This is a genomic window from Microvirga puerhi, assembly GCF_020089865.1.
Classification (GTDB): domain Bacteria; phylum Pseudomonadota; class Alphaproteobacteria; order Rhizobiales; family Beijerinckiaceae; genus Microvirga; species Microvirga puerhi.
In genome coordinates this window covers 15,457-32,432 of record NZ_JAIRBM010000031.1, presented here as the reverse complement: position 1 = coordinate 32,432, position 16,976 = coordinate 15,457, and the positions used below count along the sequence as shown (strand labels likewise).

Genomic DNA, 16,976 nt, shown 5'->3' with positions numbered 1-16,976 from the left:
TCTTCCACCTCTGGGCTTGGCGGGCTCCGGCGGCAGGAGCGGCTCAACGGCCGCCCACAGAGCTTTGGAAACAAGAGGTTGGGCCATGCCAAACCAACGCACTCACGCCAGTTTTGTTAGGCGCTCTTAGTGCGGCTATAGGGGAAGCACGGCACTCCGCCGATGCGGATTGTTTTCCGTGTGCTGAGAGCCGCACAGTGAACGGCAAGGTGGCCTTACGCGGCCTAAACAATCCTCCGGGATTAGGAAATAACTTCTATTCGCCAGCGCATTATCAGGCGCCAACTTATGCTACGTGCAGACGTGCGATCGAGTCTGCTCTCTAAAGCAAGTACCGATCCAGTTTTGCAAACTGTAAAACTTTCGACCTAAGCGTCAATTTTGTTGACGCCGCGTCGAACTTATAACACCATCGTCAAATATCTCAGGTGCCTCACGGTGGAGGAACCATGTTCAAAGCTATTCAAGGACCTTTCTCGCCCTTCTGCCGATGCTGCTTTGTGGGGCTTGGAGAACGAGGCGGGCGTACACCTTCGCGATCACCGTCGTATGAGCAGAACCTCAGATCACGGCAGTACACGCCGCCCTAAAATAACGCCGTAGGGGCCGCGCTAACGAAAAAATAATCAAGGAGGAAGCCGAAGTGACCTTTCATTCAAGATCGATTATCGCGTTCGGGCAGTTCTGCAATAAGGTCTTCGACACTCTGCTCAGCGGGGCACCAATGAAAACTTCGCTAGAGTTGATCCGGGAGCAGTTCGGCGCCTGCGCCGTCGTCCTCACCATTGAGAAACGCAACAGACCCAACGACGGAAGTTCCTACGTCGCCATGGCCCGCCCGCCACTTGGTTCCGAGGCAGAGGACGAGCCGGGCCATATCGTGATGGCAGAATCGATGAACAGCCACGAAATGTCAGAGCTATTCGAGAGCTGTCACCACGCAAGCGCCACGGATTTCGGCACTGAGCGAAACACTTGCTATAGGCTTGTGATCTTCCGTTCCCTCTCACATGCGCCCTTCGATAATGAGGAGAAATCCGTCTGTGAGCTTCTCGTGTCCCACCTCGCTCGCGGCCTTGAAATGGCCTCGCGCATCGGAGCGACCGAGATCGAGCGAACACTCTACTCAGACGTCGTCGACCGTCTGTCCGTAGGAGTTGTTATCCTGGATCGCGCGGGCAAGGTCGTTCGCATCTCTTCGACAGCGGATGAGATCCTAACCGAGGGATCCAGCCTACGCATCCAGGGAGGGCACCTGTACGCACGATGCTCGAATGAAGATCGGGAGCTCCAGTCCGCAATCAAAGCAGCTCTACAGGACAGTAGGAAGTCCGGAGCGTCCGCCGCCGTGCGCGGACTGTCCCTGACGAAACAATCTGGCTCCAAGAATCTCGGTCTCATCGTCCGCCCAATCAACGTCCAGGATCATAGGAGTCTTTCCGCCAGTTCAGCTGTAGCTGTCTTCCTACGGGATTCGGAGGCAGTTCCGGACATCGAGGGCGAACTTGTACGGCAGCTCTTCGATCTCACGCCGGCGGAGGCCGCCGTCGCCCGGCGTCTAACGGTCGGCCTGTCGCTCGACGAAGCGGCCAACTCGCTCGACATCAGCAGGAACACTGCCCGCGCTCATCTGCGCTCGATCTTTTCAAAGAGCGGCATCACCCGCCAGACCGAGCTGGTACGGCTCGTTCTCAACAGCGTCGTTCTCCTGGGTGAGCGCCCACGCCAAGCGATCTGACGGAGCCGGCTGGACGACATGGAAATGCCGGGCGCGAATGCCTGGCATCTTTTCTCGGGCATTGCCAGCTGCAACTGGGAGGTTCTTGCTTCAGCCCCGTTGGCTAGAGACGGAAAGAACCTCGCCGACCATGTATCCGGCATAGTCGCTGGCGAGGAACATCATCACGTTGGCAATCTCCCAGACCTCTGCCGCGCGCCCGAACGCCTCTGCGCTGGCCAGCTTGTCGAGAGCGTCCTGCGGAGCAGCCCGCCTGAGGAAATCGTGCATGGCAATAGAGGGAGAAACTGCATTGATGCGGATGCCATACTCCGCCGCTTCCAGAGCACTGCATCGGGTGAGCGCCATTACGCCAGCCTTCGCCGCAGCATAGTGGGATTGCTCCTTCTGCGCACGCCATCCCAGAACCGAAGCGTTATTCACGATCACACCCCTGCGGCGGGACATCATCTTCCTGAGTGTCGCGCGTGTCATGCGCATCGTCCCCGTGAGAGTCACGTCAAGAACGAGGTTCCATTCCTGATCGGTCATCTCGATCAAAGGCTTCGATCCGCCGAGGCCGGCGTTATTGATCAAAACATCGATCCCTTCCAGCCTGTCTTCGGCGTCGTTTACAAGACCCTGGACTTGCTCCTCGTCCGTCACATTGCAAAGACAACCATGCACTGTCGCATCGGATCCCAGGCCTATCAAACGGTCCACGGCCTCTGCGAGCCGGCGCTCATGAATGTCGGAAATCATGATTGCGCGGCATCCCTCCTCGACGGCTCGGCGAGCAGCCGCAAACCCGATTCCGACGCCCGCAGCTGCGGTAATGAGAACGGAGCGTCCCACAAGAAGGCCGTGGCCTTCCACATAAACCGGAGGCGCGACGGAGTTGGAAGCATTCATGACCGGACGATCCTATCGATAGGGAGTGAGCGGCACGGCGCCGAACCTAGCATCGCGCTTGTCTACGAAGGCATCTCGCGCCTCCTGCGAATCGGCGGTGAGATAGGCCTGAGCAGTGAAGCCCTGTTCCCAGCGGTACTTATGCTCGAGATCGCCATCCTCGATCCCGTTCAGGGCCTCCTTCGCGAGGCGGATCATGACCGGACTCTTGATCGCAATCTTCGCGGCGAGGGCAAGAGCCTCCGCACGCAACTCTTTCCGGGGCACGACCTTCTCAACGGCGCCCAGGCGATAGGCCTCAGCAGCGTCGATGGGATCGCCAGTGAAGTACATTTGACGGACTTTCTGCACCGGGAAGAGACGTTGCAGGTGAGCGCCGGCGCCGAGAGCGCCTCGGTCAACCTCAGGAACCGAAAATGTCGCGCAGGGCGAGCAGATGATGATATCGGCGGAGCCGCATATTCCGATGCCGCCGCCGATGATATAGCCATGGGCGGCGACGATGACGGGCTTCCTGCCGCGATGGATCGCGCGGAATGTCTCCCAGTTTCCAGCATTCACCTGAGGGATCCGCTCAGGATGCTTCTGCAGTTCCTTAATATCCACCCCAGCGCAGAAGCCGCGGCCTTCCGCGCGAATAACGAGGATTCTAACCTCGGGGTCAGCGTTCAAAGCGTCGATCGTTTGCGCCAGTGACGTCCATCCAACACTGTCGAGAGCGTTCACAGGCGGACTTTCGATCACCACCTCTGCGATCCCCGCTTCGATCTTCGTCCAGAATGGTCCGGCCATAACCGTCTCCGTTAGTGAGCTGCAGGGGTCGGCGTGCGCAAGCTGTTCAGCCTGGTTTCTGCTTCATCCATGATCCTCCGGATCAGGTCGTCACAACTTTCGAGCCGCTCGATCATCGCGGCCGCTTGTCCGCTCGGCAGCAGCCCTTCCTTGGCATGCCCGTAGACCATACTCTGCTGTACGAGAGTCGGCAGGTTCGCTGCCATTACGGTTTGCGCGAATGTATTGTCATTACGCGAAAGGATCTTGAGGCCGAGACGCCCCATCGCGAGCACTCCAATGCCCGTCTGCTGGCGAAAGCGTCGCATATGTTTGGCGCTCATCGCCATGCGCGCAAGTAAACTCATCTTCTCCAGATGATCGAGTTCCTCATTCTCGATAAAGCGTTGTGGCAGGCCGTCGACCGCCGTCGAAATGCGAATCTTCGCGGGATCCTTGGCGGCCACGTAGCGCTCGAGCGTCGTCGGGGGAACGGGCGAATCCGTCGTCATGAGGAAGCGGGTGCCCATGGCGATGCCCGCCGCCCCGTAGGCCAGGGCTGCTGCGAGGCCTCGGCCGTCGAAAAAGCCGCCGGCAGCCACAACCGGTACAGAAATAGCATCGAGAACCTGCGGTAGCAGAATCGACGTGGGAACGGCTCCTGTATGCCCGCCGCCCTCGCCGCCCTGCACCGTCACGATGTCGGCTCCAAGCTCCGCCGCCTTGACCGCGTGCTTGACCGCGCCGACGGTGGGCATGCAGATAACGCCAGCATCCTTCAAACGATGGATCGTCTTCGCATCCGGCCCGCGGCCATAGCTGACGGCTCGTACTTTGTGCTTGATCACAGCGGCGATCAGCTCCTCTGCATTCGGCTGAAACATGTGAAAATTCACACCGAATGGACGATCTGTCTTCGCCTTGATGTCCAGAATGTGCTGCTCGACGGTCCCCGGCTCGGCCGTGGCACCCGCGAAAAATCCGAACCCTCCCGCATTGCAGGTCGCCGCAGTCAACTTGGCATCCGCGACCCATCCCATGGCGGTCTGGACGATCGGGTAACGGCAGCCGAGACGTTCACACAGGACGGTATGCAGAGCGCCGGACATTCACAAGCCCTTCCCGAGACCTGAGGGCCGACCAATTGTCGACCATGAGAGTTCAATCTGAATGCGGCGAATGGTCCGCTCGGGCATCGTCTGAATGAACTATCATGCAAGCGCCCGGCTGATCGGCACTGGAAACTCGAGGATATCGTCCGAATGAAGGATGAAGGGCCATACGAGAGAGCGTCCAATTGGATCGGGTTAGACAGCAAGCTCCAGTCCTCATGTCGCTTCGACGGTTCGATGGAAAAGTGGTCCTTGTCACAGGTGCGGCCTCGGGCATCGGGCGAGCAACGGCTTTGCGTCTCGCCGCCGAGGGAGGAAGCCTGATTCTCGCGGACAGCAACGAAGGGGGAGCGGCGGAGGTCGCCGTTGGTATTGCCGAGACATTCCATCGACCCGCCCAGGCGATTCCGTACGATGCTGCCGACACCGTTGCATGCCGCAGAATGGTTGATCGGGCTCTTGCCGTGCATGGGCGCCTCGACGTGCTCATTAACAATGCCGGAATCTATCGCCGCGGGCATTTCGCCAAGACCTCTGCGGAGGATTGGGCGATGATGATGCGGGTTAATCTCGACAGCGTGTTCCATATTACTCAGCAGGCTGTGCCGGCGCTCCTTGAAATGCGGGGAAACGTCGTCAGCACCGCTTCGACAGCGGCTCTCACCGGCATCGCCTATGCAGTACCCTATGCAGCCGCCAAGGCCGGGGTGATCGCCATGACCAAATCGCTTGCAACGGAGTACGCTCCGTTCGGTCTGCGCTTTAATGCCATCTGCCCAGGTCGAGTGCTGACCAATGTGAGCGTCGGCGTTGCCGCCGTTGCGGAAGCGGATCCTGCACTCCTTGTGCGCGGTCCGAGGCTTGGAACAAAGCTCGCCGGCGCCGATCCGGAGGACCTCGCCGGCGCCTACGCCTACCTCGCTTCCGACGATGCGGCTTTCGTCACCGGAAGCGTTCTCACCGTGGATGGAGGCCTTACGGTCGGATGAGACGGCGCAGCGCTCTCGAAGACAAGGATATGATCGAAAACTGCGCATGCCTCCTAGTCCCACGAGCAGTAAGAAGGAGATTCCATGAGCGCACTGTCGGGCAGAGCGATTGTCATCACAGGAGCCGGCTCTGGCCTTGGAGCCGCCTATGCGCGCCACGCTGCATCCCTCGGCGCGAGCGTTGTCGTCAACGACATTGATGCCGACAAAGCGGAAGAGACGGCCGCAGCGATCCGGCACGCAGGCGGATCAGCGCTGGCTCACGCGGGAGATGTGTCGCGATGGGAGACTGCGCAAGTTCTCACTAACCTTTGCACGACCACATTCGGGGCGTTGTCCGGCTTCGTTGCGAATGCGGGAATTCTGCGCCATGGACGGATCACGGACATAAATGAGCGGGATCTCCGGCGGATGTTTGAGCTCAACCTCCTGGGGACGACAGCCTGCGCCCGCGCAGCGGCGAAGGCCATGCTCGCGCAGGGCGCTGGCGGTTCGATTGTGACTGTAACATCGGGATCACAAGCTGGAGACGTCGGCCTAGGCGGTTATGGTGCCACGAAAGCCGCCGTCGCGGCCCTGACTTACAGCTGGGCTATGGAATTATGCGGAACAGGTGTGCGCATCAATGCTGTCTCCCCTCTTGCGGAGACGGCGATGGCGGCCCGGAACAAGGCCCATCTCGCAGACCAGCAGGCCAAGCGTGAGATTCAATATGATGTCCTGCCTGACCCCGACGTCAGCGCGCCAGTGATCAGCTACCTGCTGTCCGACCGGTCGTCCGACATTCATGGTCAGGTTGTGCGCATCGCAGGTCGGCAGCTGTCATTCGTCAGCCATCCCATGATCGCAGATCCTATCTTGGATGGCGAATGGACGTTCGAAACTGTCATCGAGGCATTTGAAAAGCATTTGCGTCACAGACAGCACAAGCTTGGCCTTTCCTACGCCGTCCATTCAGGGTCTTGAGCGATCCGGAACCGGCATCCGCCCCTTACATGGTCTCGCATTATGCTATAATGCGGCATGTGGTAGGGCGTCCCAATGACCTGATGAAGGATCCAACCTTGAACAAGACGCATTCGGCAAGAAGCACACGAGAGCCGGAAACGATAAGTTCCCAGGAGAAGACCTCGGAATGGCCCTCCGCTCTGCGAGCCAGAGATGCGAAGCTCGCAACCAATCCACGCAGGGAACTGGTGCGCGAACAGCTCATTGACATCGCGGCCGAACTCTTCGACAGGAAGGGTTACGCACAGACAAGCATCAACGACATCGCGAAGGCTCTCGGCCTGGGGCGTTCCGCCGTCTACCATTATTTCCGTAACAAGGAGGAGATCCTTGCAGCCCTCGTGGAGGCGGAGGCGCTGACACCTTCCAATCTGCTGCGGGAGCTGATCGAGGAAACCGGTCTCTCAGCAACGGAAAGACTGCGCCGCGCCGTCGTCGACGGAATTGTCCGGCGGCTTTCATCCGGGGCCCGCTTCATTCTTCTCTCCAGGCTGGAGACGCAGATTCCGGAAGAGCTCGGCCCGCTCTACAATCTCGGACGCCGCCACATCTACGACTTCTACGTCCGCTGTATCTCGGAAGGCATCGCCAATGGCGAGTTCCGGGAAGTCGATCCCAAGATTGCTGCCTTTGCCGTTATCGGTATGGCCAACTGGACATCGCGCTGGTACTCGCCGAGCGGCCCCAAGACGCCGGTGGAGATCGCGGATGTCATCGCTGATCTAGCACTCCAGGGATTGAAGTCGACAAACAACCAACCCTACGATCCCGAAGAAGTCCGGCGCAGGATCGATGGACTTAGACAGCAGATCGATGTGCTGGAGAATCTATTGAAATAGTGTCCCCAAGCAGTTGGCTGCGGCCTTCGCGATTCCGGGGAGCCAAGCTCCTATGACACGATCTCGAATAAGCCTGCAGCACCCATGCCGCCACCGATGCACATCGTCACGACACCGTATTTGACGCCTCGTCGACGCCCTTCGATGAGAAGATGGCCTGTCATACGAGCCCCTGTCATGCCGAAGGGATGGCCGACCGCGATGGCACCCCCATTCACGTTGAGCTTCTCAGGATCGATTCCGAGACGATCGCGACAGTATACTGCTTGACTGGCGAAGGCCTCGTTCAGCTCCCATAGACCGATATCATCAACCTTCAGGCCATGCTGTTTGAGGAGCCTGGGAACGGCGTAAACCGGGCCGATACCCATTTCCTCGGGAAGGCATCCAGCGACGGCCATGCCGCGATAGATACCAAGCGGCTCCAGTCCTCGGGACGCGGCATGTCCAGCCTCCATGAGAACGAGCGCAGCTGCGCCGTCAGACAACTGGGATGCGTTACCCGCAGTCACGAACTCACCCTCTTTGATCGTCTCGCCGTTGGCGAAGACGGGCTTCAGCTTCGCGAGCCCTTCGAGGGTGGTATCCGCGCGATAACCCTCGTCTTCGGTCAGCACGATGTTCTCATAGCGAGTTTCGCCGGCGGCCTTGTCGATGATCATCTTGCGCGAGGGCATGGGCACGACCTCCGCGTTGAAACGGCCGGCCTTGTAAGCTGCCGCCGTGCTAACTTGACTCGCGAGCGAGAACTCGTCCTGCACATCTCGACCGATGCCATATTTTCGTGCAACGATCTCCGCCGTCTCAATCATCGTCATATACATATGGGGCCAGTGGGCCACCACCGTTTCCGATCGACTGCGATAGGTATTCTTGTGCTTGTTCTGTGTGAGGCTGATAGACTCGACGCCACCCGCAACGACCGTATTCATTCCGTCGGCCATGATCTGCTTCGCCGCGATGGAAACCGCCATGAGGCCCGATGAGCACATGCGGTCGATCGTCATACCGGGAACGCTGTCGGGCAGACCGGCGGCAGCAGCTGTCAGGCGGCCGATGTTGTAGCCCTGTGTTCCTTGCTGGGCGGAACAGCCCATCACGACATCCTCCACCTCATCCGGAGCGATCCGGGCGCGAGCAACGGCTTCGCGCACCACGTGCCCTGACAGGGCCGGAGCCTCCGTCTCGTTGAAGGCTCCGCGAAAGGCCTTTCCGATGGGGGTACGGGCGACGGAAACGATAACGGCTTCGCGCAACGGAGTTCTCCTAAGGGGCAACGACCTGGCGGCGTGGCATGAGTTTCTTGCGTAAAATCCGGATGGCGCGGCGACATCGTCTGAAGAGACTAACGGCCTTGTCTCACCTGGTCGACGCCCCATCTCTGCCGACGCCTCCTGCGAAATGGAGGATTCGTTCTTCCGCCTGTGCGGAGCTTCGGCGCTCAGGTACGCATTGCCCTTTCGGCATACTGCCATCCCTGCTCCGCAACAGGGGCAGCGAGCGCACCCGCCTCACCCGCATGGGCGCTCGCTGCGGTGCCGTCGACGACGCGCTTCATGATGCCTTGGCGGATGGCCGCCACTCGGAAAAGACTGAAAGCTAGATAAGCGTACCACTGGCGATCCAAGACGTTCGCCTGTCCCGTCGCTTTGAGATAAAGATCCCGGTAGGAGCGCTCGTCCGGTATGCCTAGCACCGCGAGATCGAGGCCGTATAGGCCTCGGAAGGGTTTCGGCGAAAAATGCCACGTGAGCATGTGGTACGCGAAATCCGCCATGGGATCGCCGAGGGTCGACAATTCCCAGTCAACGACAGCGATGATCTTCGCCTCATGAGAATGGAAGATGAGATTGTCGATGCGAAAGTCGCCGTGCAGAAGTGCATGCCGCGACTCGGCCGGAACGTTGTGAGGCAACCATTCGATTAGCCGATCCATTGCTGGAATGGATACGGTCTCAGAGGCACGATACTGCGTCGTCCATCGCGTGACCTGACGCGCAATATAGTTCGCTGGCCTGCCAAAGGTCTCGAGGCCTCTTGCCGCGTGATCTAGGGTGTGGAGGCAGGCAACGACCCGGTTCATCTCATGATAGATCGCCCTCCTCTCCTCCGAAGAAAGATGCGGTAGCGCCGGGTCCCAGAAGGAGCGACCTTCTACATAATCCATCACATAGAACATCGCTCCCACGATGCTCTCATCATCGCAAAGGAGATGCGTTCGCGCGACGGGAACGCCGCTCCCAGCAAGAGCGCTAACGACACGGTACTCGCGGTCCACCGCATGGGCAGAGGCCAAGAGCTTGCCGTCCGGCTTCTTACGCAGAACGAGTCTCGTGCCGCTTGAGAACGTTAGAAGTAGCGTCGGATTCGATTGTCCGCCACGAAACCGAGCGATCGTCATCTCGCCCGAGCATTGAGGCAGCCGCGCTTGCAGATAGCATCGTAGCCGCTCCGGATCGATCCGACTCTGAGGCGAAAGCGGCTCCGTTCCGATGAAGCGGTTCGCGTCCATGGCCATCTACCGCCTAGTTCCGGTCGGCATATTTGGCGAGTTCTATTCGGCCGATCTGGTTACGATGAACTTCATCCGGCCCGTCCGCGAAGCGGATCTTGCGCGCATGCGCATAGTAGTTCGCCAGAACAAAGTCCTGCGAAACACCGGCAGCACCGTGAGCCTGAATAGCCCAATCGATGACCCTGCAGGCCATGTTGGGCGCAGCGACCTTGATCATCGCGATCTCGGCCCGAGCCTCCTTGTTGCCGACCGTGTCCATCATATAGGCGGCCTTCAGAGTCAGAAGGCGAGCTTGGTCGATGAGAATACGGGATTCGGCAATGCGCTCGAGCGTGACCGATTGCTCCGCGATCGGACGCCCGAAGGTGACACGATCCTTGACGCGCCGGCACATTAACTCAAGGCAACGTTCCGCTAGACCGATGAGCCTCATGCAATGATGGATGCGGCCCGGTCCGAGGCGGCCCTGAGCGATCTCGAAGCCGCGTCCTTCTCCCAGAAGAATATTCTCGACAGGGACGCGGACGTTATCGAAGGCGATCTCCATGTGCCCATGTGGGGCATCGTCGTAACCGAAGACATGCATAGGGCGAATCACTGTCACGCCTGGCGTCTTCAATGGGACGAGAATCATGGATTGCTGCAAATGCTTCGGCGCGTCGGGATTGGTCTTCCCCATGAAGATCAGTAGTTCGCATTGCGGATCGCCGACACCGGAAATCCACCACTTGCGGCCATTGATGACGTAATGGTTTCCGTCACGCGTGATGGAGCTACGGATATTAGTCGCGTCGCTTGACGCAACGTCCGGCTCCGTCATGGCGAAAGCCGATCGGATCTCCCCCGCAAGAAGCGGCGGCAACCAACGCGCCTTTTGCTCTTCGGTTCCGTACCGCTCCAAGGTTTCGATGTTCCCCGTGTCGGGTGCGGAGCAATTGAAGACCTGGGAGGAGAAGTGCACGCGTCCCATCATCTCACAGAGCGGCGCGTATTCCACGTTGCTGAGGCCCGCGCCATGATGAGAATCCGGCAAGAAAAGATTCCAAAGGTCAGCCGCCTTCGCCTTCGCCTTCAACTCCTCCAGAATGGGCGGATGGCCCCACCGGTTCGCTTCGACTTCCTCATGATAGCGACGTTCATTCGGATAGATATAGGTATCCATGAACCCGCCAAGCCGTTCGAGGAGTTCGGTCGTCCTGGCACTGTATGTGAAGTCCATTTTTCCGGTCCGCCTCTGTCCTATGCTGCCTTCCGGCCCGGCGGGTTACCCTTAATGACATTGGCGCGGATCTCGCTGGGATCGAGGCGGCGGATGATCGCAAGCTGTTCTTCGGTCGGCGCCACGCTCACGCGCATACGTTTCGCCCGAAGAAGTGGGAAGCCCGTTTCGGCCTGCACCTCCTCGAAGCTCACGCCCGGATGAAGGGAAAGGACCTGCGCCGCGTGATTGGGGCCATTGAAGTCGAGAACACAGAGATTCGTGACGACGATGCCGAGATCGACGGGCTTTCGCTTGGCGCTCAGCGGCCAGCGCGCGGGGTTGTGACCGACGCTGGCGACAACATCGACCTCGGCCTCCGTGAACGTACGCTTGCCGTGGTTCGGAAGGAACATGGAATTCTTGTGGCAGACGCTGTTTCCCGGAAACCCTCGAACGCCAAGCATCTGCACTTTCGGCCTTTTGAAGTCGCCCAACGCAGAAATGTTGGCCTGCCCGAACCGATCGACCTGTACCGGTGTCACCATGGCATGACGCTTGCCGCTCCACACGCTGTCGAAGACGCGGCTATAGGGCATCCAGCCCGAGGGTTTTATTTGGTGGTCGCGGGAGCCAAGCGGGATCGGCTCCTCGACGGTGTAGGCTTCTCCGTCGGTGAGCACGAGACCAGGAGCAAAGGTCAGCTTGGCGAGACCGGCCGCAATGCGGGGCAAAGGCCCGATCCCGGTGGCCAGTACCTCACCGTCGCCCCGCCAAGCTTCTGCAGCAGCGACGATCACCAGTTCCGCGAGTGAAAAATCGTTGGCGTTGATCATTTTGTGTCCTGGTCAGAAAGCGGGAATAGGAAGGGCGCGTACGTGAGCACGGCCGCCAACGCGGTCGAGGTAGCCCTCCTCACCGCCGGCGATGAATTCGTCAAAGTAACGTTTCCATCCGCTCTCCTCGGAAGCCGACGCGCTGTAGACCTTCAGATGGGCCATATCCCATCCGTAACCATCATGAGATGTCGTAGGATGCGCACCTAGCGGAGCCGACACCACACCGGTGACCAAGTAGCGCTCGAAGAGATTGTTCTTCGCAAGGTGCGGATGAGAGATGTCGATCCGATCGACCAATTCTTCGGCGGTTACGAAGACCTTGTCCGCGGCCCGGGCAAAGAGAGGATCGAAATACGGATCGGGACCATCGGTCTGCGTATTGCCGAGCCGGTCCGACCGACTGACATGGATCAGTGCCGCGTCGAGTCTGATCGCCTTCATCGCTAGCAATTCCTCGCCATCTTCATAGGGCGAGCGAACCGTCTTCAAATATGGATTGTAGGTCATGACATCCGAGCCCAGGCCGACACGGGTCGGAAGGAACGGCAGCTGGTGGCCGGCGGCCTGGAGTCCCAGAAGAAGCAGACCTTCATCGAGTTCGTTCACCTCGATGGAACCGGCCTCTCGGGCCTTACGAAAATAGGGCTCGATCGGGATCGCATCGAGAGAAACGAAGCCATAGATAAGCTTGCGCACTTTCCCGGCTGCACACAGCATTCCGACCTCTGGGCCGCCATAGGCGGCAATGGTGAGGTCTTTCAGGTCAGATCGCAAAATTTCCCGGATAAGGGCCATCGGCTTGCGGCGTGGTCCCCACCCACCAACTCCGATCGTCATTCCGTCCCGCAGTTGCGCGACAACCGACTTGGCGTCCATTTCCTTGTTCATTGGCATGAAATCCGTCTTCCTATTCGTCGAAATCGTGACTGTCGCGGCTCCAATCAGCCGTAGAAGCCCTTCCCTTCGGTAGCGAGTCGCTCGATGAGAGCAGTGGGCTGGAAGTATTCTCGTCCAACCAGAGTACTGTAATGGTCGAGCGCGGCCTTGATCGTCCGGACTCCGATCCGATCCGCGTGGAACATCGGCCCACCGAGGTAGGTTGGGAATCCAAATCCGTTGGTCCAAATCACGTCGATATCACCGGGCCGTGCGGCTGCGCCTTCTTCGAGGATCTTTGCGGCCTCGTTGATCATTGCGTAGAGGCAACGCTCCAGGATCTCTTCGTCTGTGATCACACGCGCAACGATGCCGTTGTCCCGACGATGAGACTCGATGATTGCATCCACTTCCGGATCCAGCGATGCCGTGCGCTTCGCGTCGTAGCGGTAATAGCCCGCCCCGGTTTTCTGCCCGAGCCGTCCTGCGGCGACGAGCCTGTCGACAATGTTGCAGCGCTTTTCCCGTTCGCTCATACGCGGCAGACGCGTTGCGCGCGCAGCCGCCATGATATCCATACCTGCGAGATCGGCGAGAGCGAAGGGACCTATAGGAAAACCGAAGCCACTCAAGACCCGATCGATCTGCGCTGGCGTTGCCCCCTCCTCCAGGAGGAATTGCGCCTCGCGCGTGCGTTTGGAGAGCATGCGGTTCGCAACAAATCCTTCGGATCGTCCTACCATAACGGGCATCTTGCCAAGTTTACGGGCGAGAGTGGTGATCGTCGCAAGAACGTCGGGAGTCGAATGCGAGGCGCGTACGTTCTCCACGAGCTTCATCACGTGAGCTGGATTGAAGAAATGCATGCCGGCCACGTTCTGAGGCCTACGGCTCGCGCGTGCCAGTTCGTCGATATCCAGGAACGAGGTATTGGTGGCGACGATGGCATCGTCCCGAAGGGCGTTGTCCAGTTTGCGGAATACCTCCGCCTTGACGGCGATATCTTCCGTGACCGCCTCGATAGCAAGGTCCACATCGGCAAGACCGTTGTAGGATTGCGTCAGCGTGAGCCGGCTCAGGCGGCGCTCCATCTCATCCGCAGATAGAGAGCCGCGCTTGAGAGCGCTGTCGTAGATCTTCGCAATCGCATTCTGTGCCTTACTCAGACCCTCGTCCGAGAGCCCGATTAAAACCACGGAAAGTCCGGCATCGAGGAGACAGACGGTGATGCCCCGGCCCATGGTTCCAGGACCCACGACTGCAACCTTACGGACATCGCGTGGCACCACGTCGGTCGACACTCCACCGATCTTGAGCGCTTCACGCTCCGCTACGAACATGTGACGCAGAGCCTTGGATTGAGGCGACCCGAGAAGCTCCTTGCAGGTCGCATATTCGGGCTCGCAAGCTTCGGCGAAAGGCATCCTCGCAGCCATCTCGACGAGGTCGACGGCTTTCTGGGGTGCGACGAAACCGCGGAACTTTTTCCTCATGGAGGCGCGAGCCGCCTCGAACAGAGCCGGATCGTACGACGGGATAAAGAGATCGCTCGCGCGGCGAATATGCGCTCCAGCGTCGATGATGCGCCGCGCGAAACCGATTGCTTCGTCCTTGAGGTCACCTTCGAAAATGGCATCAATCAAGCCATTACGGATGGCCTCAGCAGCCGAGACCTGCCGTCCCTCGCTGATCATGGAGAGAGCGGCTTCCACACCGATCAGACGCGGTAGTCGGAGACTTCCGCCGGCACCGGGCAAGATCCCGAGCTTGACCTCGGGCAAGCCGAACTTGGCCGCCGGAGCGGCGACCCGATAGCTGCACGCAAGAGCCACCTCGAGGCCTCCCCCGAGTGCCGTTCCATGGATTGCTGCAATGATTGGCTTGGAACAACCGTCGAGGCGCGCGATGATCTCGCCGAGCAGAGGATCGTGCATCGGCTTTCCGAATTCGCGAATATCCGCTCCAGCAAAAAACGTCCTGCCGGCGCAGATGAGGATCATTGCCCGCACGGAATCGTTCGACTCGAAGGTGGCGATAGCGTCGCCCAGCCCCGCACGAACGGAGTGTGACAGAGCGTTGACGGGCGGATTGTCGGTCGTCGCGACCAGAATGTCGCCATGCACCGCGATCGATACCGTCTGCGTGAGGAGCTCAGTCATTCCGAAACTTTGTCCTTATGGATACGATCATTGGCGGTTGTGAGAACGACCTTTCCCTGCACCGTCCTTTCCATCACGAGATCGAGGGCCTCGCTGAAATGGTCGATCGGATAGGACGCAAAAATATGCGGCTTGAGCTTTCCCTCCGCGAACCACCGGAGAAGCTCCGCGATGTTGCCCGCGTTCTTGGAGGGGGTCGCGCGGGCATGAGCTCCCCAGAAGACGCCGATGAGAGAACTCTGCTTGAGCAAGAGAAGGTTCAGTGGAACTTTCGGGATTTCGCCCGCCGCGAATCCGATGACAAGGTGTCGCCCGAACAGGGCAAGACTGCGTAGGGCGGTTTCCGTCATCGGTCCACCCACAGGGTCGTAGATCACGTCCACGCCGCGTCCATCGGTAATGTCCTTCACCCTTTGGCGCAGATCTTCGCTGGAATAATTGATTGTTTCGTCTGCTCCGTAAGCGCGACAAAGGGCAAGTTTCTCGTCGGTGGAAGCGGCAGCGATGACGCGGGCCCCCATGCACTTTCCGAGTTCGACTGCCGTCAGCCCGACCCCGCCCGCAGCACCGAGAACGAGAAGGGTTTCGCCAGGCGCGATTTGCGCCCTGTCCTTTAGGGCGTGATGTGACGTCCCGTATGTAATCAGGAAGCCGGCAGCTTCCACGAAACTCATTTCATCCGGAATCGGGAAGACGTGCGGGGCGGGAACGACTGCCTGCTCCGCATATCCTCCGAAGCCGGCAAAGCCGAGAACGCGCATTCCCTTGGTGATCGTCGTCACATGCTGACCCACGGCCGTCACTACACCAGCAACTTCGCTTCCGGGCGAAAAGGGACGATCGGGCCGTGTTTGATATTTGCCTTCGACGACCAATCCATCAAAGAAGTTCACGCCGCAGGCCTCGACCGTGATCAAGACCTCATCCTCACGTGGAATCGGCGCGGCGACTTCCTCGATCCGCAGTTCGGCACGCGGCCCGAACTCCCTGCAAAGAACTGCTCTCATCGTGAAAGGCCGATCCCTCTTACCGTCGCCCTGAAATAGCTCTGACAGCTCTAGGAATTGCCCCATATGGCTCAAGCCAACATCGTCCAATGAGACTAACGGAACTGTCCACCCGAGTTTCGTCCCGGATAGTCTCTTTGGACGTTGATTCAGTTGCCCCATACGCAAGTCTGCCTGTCATATCAGGGAGGTCAGCGTGGATCAGGTGTCAGGTCGTTTGGCAGGCAAGATCGCACTCATCACTGGGGCCACGGGCGGGATCGGCGAGGTCGCTGCGCGCCTTTTCGCGAAGGAGGGGGCATCGGTCGTGATCGCGGGACGCAACAGTGTGAAGGGTGAGATGATTGCGCGCGAGATCACCGACGCTGGACAGACTGCTGTTTTCATTCCGACCGATGTGACGAATCCGGATAGCGTAGCCGCGTCCTTCTTGAGCGTGGAAGAACGTTTCGGCCGCCTAGACATCCTCTACAATAATGCGGGTGGATCGACCTCAGCCGATGGTCCCGTCACCGAGGCGCCGTACGAGGAATTCTGGCGCTGCCTGAAGCTCGATCTTTTCGGCACCTGGCTCTGCTGTCGGCATGCCATCCCCTTGATGCGTCGTTCTGGTGGGGGAGCGATCATCAATTCCGCCTCCATCGTCGCGGAGATGGGAATCCCAAACCGCGATGCTTATACGGCGGCGAAGGGTGGAGTGGTCGCGCTCACCCGTTCCATGGCGGTGGAATTCGCCAAGGACAGGATCCGCGTGAACACGGTAATCCCGGGCGCGGTTGGCACGGACCGTGTCCTCGGCTTCTACGAGCGCGAGCCGCATTTGAAGGCTCAGTGGGATGCGTATCTCCTCGGCATCGCCGATCCCCTCGACGTAGCTTATGCCGCGCTCTACCTCGCTTCCGACGAGTCACGCCGCCTTACTGGACAAAAGCTGCCCGTGGACAGCGGGATCCTGATCTCTTGACGAGACCGCGCCTAGTCCCTTGAGACGATGCAAGCTTGCGGCCGGCACATCTTCATGCTCGAAAACAATC

Annotated in this window: 15 protein-coding genes and 1 pseudogene; 5 read left to right on the top strand and 11 right to left on the bottom strand. The window is 59.4% G+C overall.

Features of this window, described 5'->3' with window-relative positions; all coding sequences use genetic code 11:
• A pseudogene (locus tag K9B37_RS23910) lies at positions 1-87 on the bottom strand (IS5/IS1182 family transposase); the annotation flags it as partial.
• 637 nt (positions 88-724) lie between these two features.
• Here K9B37_RS23910 and K9B37_RS23905 point away from each other — a divergent pair.
• A complete protein-coding gene (locus K9B37_RS23905) occupies positions 725-1,738 on the top strand; it encodes a helix-turn-helix transcriptional regulator (RefSeq protein ID WP_224316264.1) in 1,014 nt (337 codons plus the stop codon).
• 90 nt (positions 1,739-1,828) lie between these two features.
• On the opposite strand, the gene K9B37_RS23900 is transcribed toward K9B37_RS23905, so the two are convergent.
• The 3 genes from K9B37_RS23900 to K9B37_RS23890 are packed head-to-tail and all read right to left on the bottom strand — an operon-like array spanning position 1,829 to position 4,509.
• Positions 1,829-2,629, bottom strand: a complete 801-nt coding sequence (locus K9B37_RS23900; RefSeq protein WP_224316263.1) for an SDR family oxidoreductase — start codon at positions 2,627-2,629, stop codon at positions 1,829-1,831.
• A gap of 12 nt (positions 2,630-2,641) precedes the next feature.
• Positions 2,642-3,421: an enoyl-CoA hydratase family protein gene (locus K9B37_RS23895; protein ID WP_224316261.1), complete on the bottom strand. Its 780-nt coding sequence runs from the start codon at positions 3,419-3,421 to the stop codon at positions 2,642-2,644.
• An 11-nt stretch (positions 3,422-3,432) separates the two neighbouring features.
• The gene (locus tag K9B37_RS23890; protein WP_224316259.1) at positions 3,433-4,509 is read right to left on the bottom strand and encodes an NAD(P)H-dependent flavin oxidoreductase; all 1,077 of its coding nucleotides are present in this window, start codon (positions 4,507-4,509) and stop codon (positions 3,433-3,435) included.
• Between the two features lie 248 nt (positions 4,510-4,757).
• Here K9B37_RS23890 and K9B37_RS23885 point away from each other — a divergent pair, with 248 nt between their 5' ends.
• The 3 genes from K9B37_RS23885 to K9B37_RS23875 all read left to right on the top strand — a co-directional run bounded on the left by K9B37_RS23885 (position 4,758) and on the right by K9B37_RS23875 (position 7,348).
• Positions 4,758-5,501 (top strand): SDR family NAD(P)-dependent oxidoreductase, encoded by a 744-nt coding sequence (locus K9B37_RS23885; RefSeq protein ID WP_369414419.1) that lies wholly within the window; start codon positions 4,758-4,760, stop codon positions 5,499-5,501.
• Positions 5,502-5,585: 84 nt separating this feature from the next.
• Complete coding sequence (locus tag K9B37_RS23880) at positions 5,586-6,467, top strand: SDR family NAD(P)-dependent oxidoreductase (protein ID WP_224316255.1); 882 nt, start codon at positions 5,586-5,588, stop codon at positions 6,465-6,467.
• Positions 6,468-6,565: 98 nt separating this feature from the next.
• Positions 6,566-7,348: a TetR/AcrR family transcriptional regulator gene (locus tag K9B37_RS23875; protein WP_224316253.1), complete on the top strand. Its 783-nt coding sequence runs from the start codon at positions 6,566-6,568 to the stop codon at positions 7,346-7,348.
• A 50-nt stretch (positions 7,349-7,398) separates the two neighbouring features.
• Here K9B37_RS23875 and K9B37_RS23870 read toward each other — a convergent pair whose 3' ends face one another.
• The 7 genes from K9B37_RS23870 to K9B37_RS23840 form a co-directional block, all read right to left on the bottom strand.
• Positions 7,399-8,604 carry an acetyl-CoA C-acyltransferase gene (locus K9B37_RS23870; protein ID WP_224316251.1) on the bottom strand — a complete coding sequence of 402 codons (1,206 nt, stop codon included), beginning with the start codon at positions 8,602-8,604 and terminating at the stop codon, positions 7,399-7,401.
• Between the two features lie 185 nt (positions 8,605-8,789).
• Positions 8,790-9,866, bottom strand: a complete 1,077-nt coding sequence (locus tag K9B37_RS23865; RefSeq protein ID WP_224316242.1) for a phosphotransferase family protein — start codon at positions 9,864-9,866, stop codon at positions 8,790-8,792.
• A 7-nt stretch (positions 9,867-9,873) separates the two neighbouring features.
• The gene (locus K9B37_RS23860) at positions 9,874-11,082 is read right to left on the bottom strand and encodes an acyl-CoA dehydrogenase family protein (RefSeq protein WP_224316240.1); all 1,209 of its coding nucleotides are present in this window, start codon (positions 11,080-11,082) and stop codon (positions 9,874-9,876) included.
• 20 nt (positions 11,083-11,102) lie between these two features.
• Complete coding sequence (locus tag K9B37_RS23855; protein WP_224316238.1) at positions 11,103-11,897, bottom strand: CoA-transferase subunit beta; 795 nt, start codon at positions 11,895-11,897, stop codon at positions 11,103-11,105.
• A gap of 12 nt (positions 11,898-11,909) precedes the next feature.
• On the bottom strand, positions 11,910-12,794 hold the full coding sequence (locus K9B37_RS23850; protein WP_224316236.1) for a CoA transferase subunit A: 885 nt from the start codon (positions 12,792-12,794) through the stop codon (positions 11,910-11,912).
• 47 nt (positions 12,795-12,841) lie between these two features.
• Positions 12,842-14,935 carry a 3-hydroxyacyl-CoA dehydrogenase NAD-binding domain-containing protein gene (locus K9B37_RS23845; protein WP_224316234.1) on the bottom strand — a complete coding sequence of 698 codons (2,094 nt, stop codon included), beginning with the start codon at positions 14,933-14,935 and terminating at the stop codon, positions 12,842-12,844.
• A complete protein-coding gene (locus K9B37_RS23840; RefSeq protein WP_224316225.1) occupies positions 14,932-15,942 on the bottom strand; it encodes an NADPH:quinone oxidoreductase family protein in 1,011 nt (336 codons plus the stop codon). Before K9B37_RS23840 ends, K9B37_RS23845 begins: the two co-directional genes overlap by 4 nt.
• A 196-nt stretch (positions 15,943-16,138) precedes the next feature.
• Here K9B37_RS23840 and K9B37_RS23835 point away from each other — a divergent pair, with 196 nt between their 5' ends.
• Positions 16,139-16,906, top strand: a complete 768-nt coding sequence (locus K9B37_RS23835) for an SDR family NAD(P)-dependent oxidoreductase (RefSeq protein WP_224316223.1) — start codon at positions 16,139-16,141, stop codon at positions 16,904-16,906.
• Positions 16,907-16,976: the final 70 nt, after the last annotated feature.

Bases quoted from the DNA above. Each gene is read 5' to 3' on its own strand.
- K9B37_RS23860 (WP_224316240.1), bottom strand. From the start codon at position 11,082: ATGGACTTCACATACAGTGCCAGGACGACCGAACTCCTCGAACGGCTT.
- K9B37_RS23880 (WP_224316255.1), top strand. From the start codon at position 5,586: ATGAGCGCACTGTCGGGCAGAGCGATTGTCATCACAGGAGCCGGCTCT.
- K9B37_RS23840 (WP_224316225.1), bottom strand. From the start codon at position 15,942: ATGAGAGCAGTTCTTTGCAGGGAGTTCGGGCCGCGTGCCGAACTGCGG.
- K9B37_RS23845 (WP_224316234.1), bottom strand. From the start codon at position 14,935: ATGACTGAGCTCCTCACGCAGACGGTATCGATCGCGGTGCATGGCGAC.
- K9B37_RS23850 (WP_224316236.1), bottom strand. From the start codon at position 12,794: ATGCCAATGAACAAGGAAATGGACGCCAAGTCGGTTGTCGCGCAACTG.
- K9B37_RS23900 (WP_224316263.1), bottom strand. From the start codon at position 2,629: ATGAATGCTTCCAACTCCGTCGCGCCTCCGGTTTATGTGGAAGGCCAC.
- K9B37_RS23905 (WP_224316264.1), top strand. From the start codon at position 725: ATGAAAACTTCGCTAGAGTTGATCCGGGAGCAGTTCGGCGCCTGCGCC.
- K9B37_RS23890 (WP_224316259.1), bottom strand. From the start codon at position 4,509: ATGTCCGGCGCTCTGCATACCGTCCTGTGTGAACGTCTCGGCTGCCGT.
- K9B37_RS23865 (WP_224316242.1), bottom strand. From the start codon at position 9,866: ATGGCCATGGACGCGAACCGCTTCATCGGAACGGAGCCGCTTTCGCCT.
- K9B37_RS23895 (WP_224316261.1), bottom strand. From the start codon at position 3,421: ATGGCCGGACCATTCTGGACGAAGATCGAAGCGGGGATCGCAGAGGTG.
- K9B37_RS23855 (WP_224316238.1), bottom strand. From the start codon at position 11,897: ATGATCAACGCCAACGATTTTTCACTCGCGGAACTGGTGATCGTCGCT.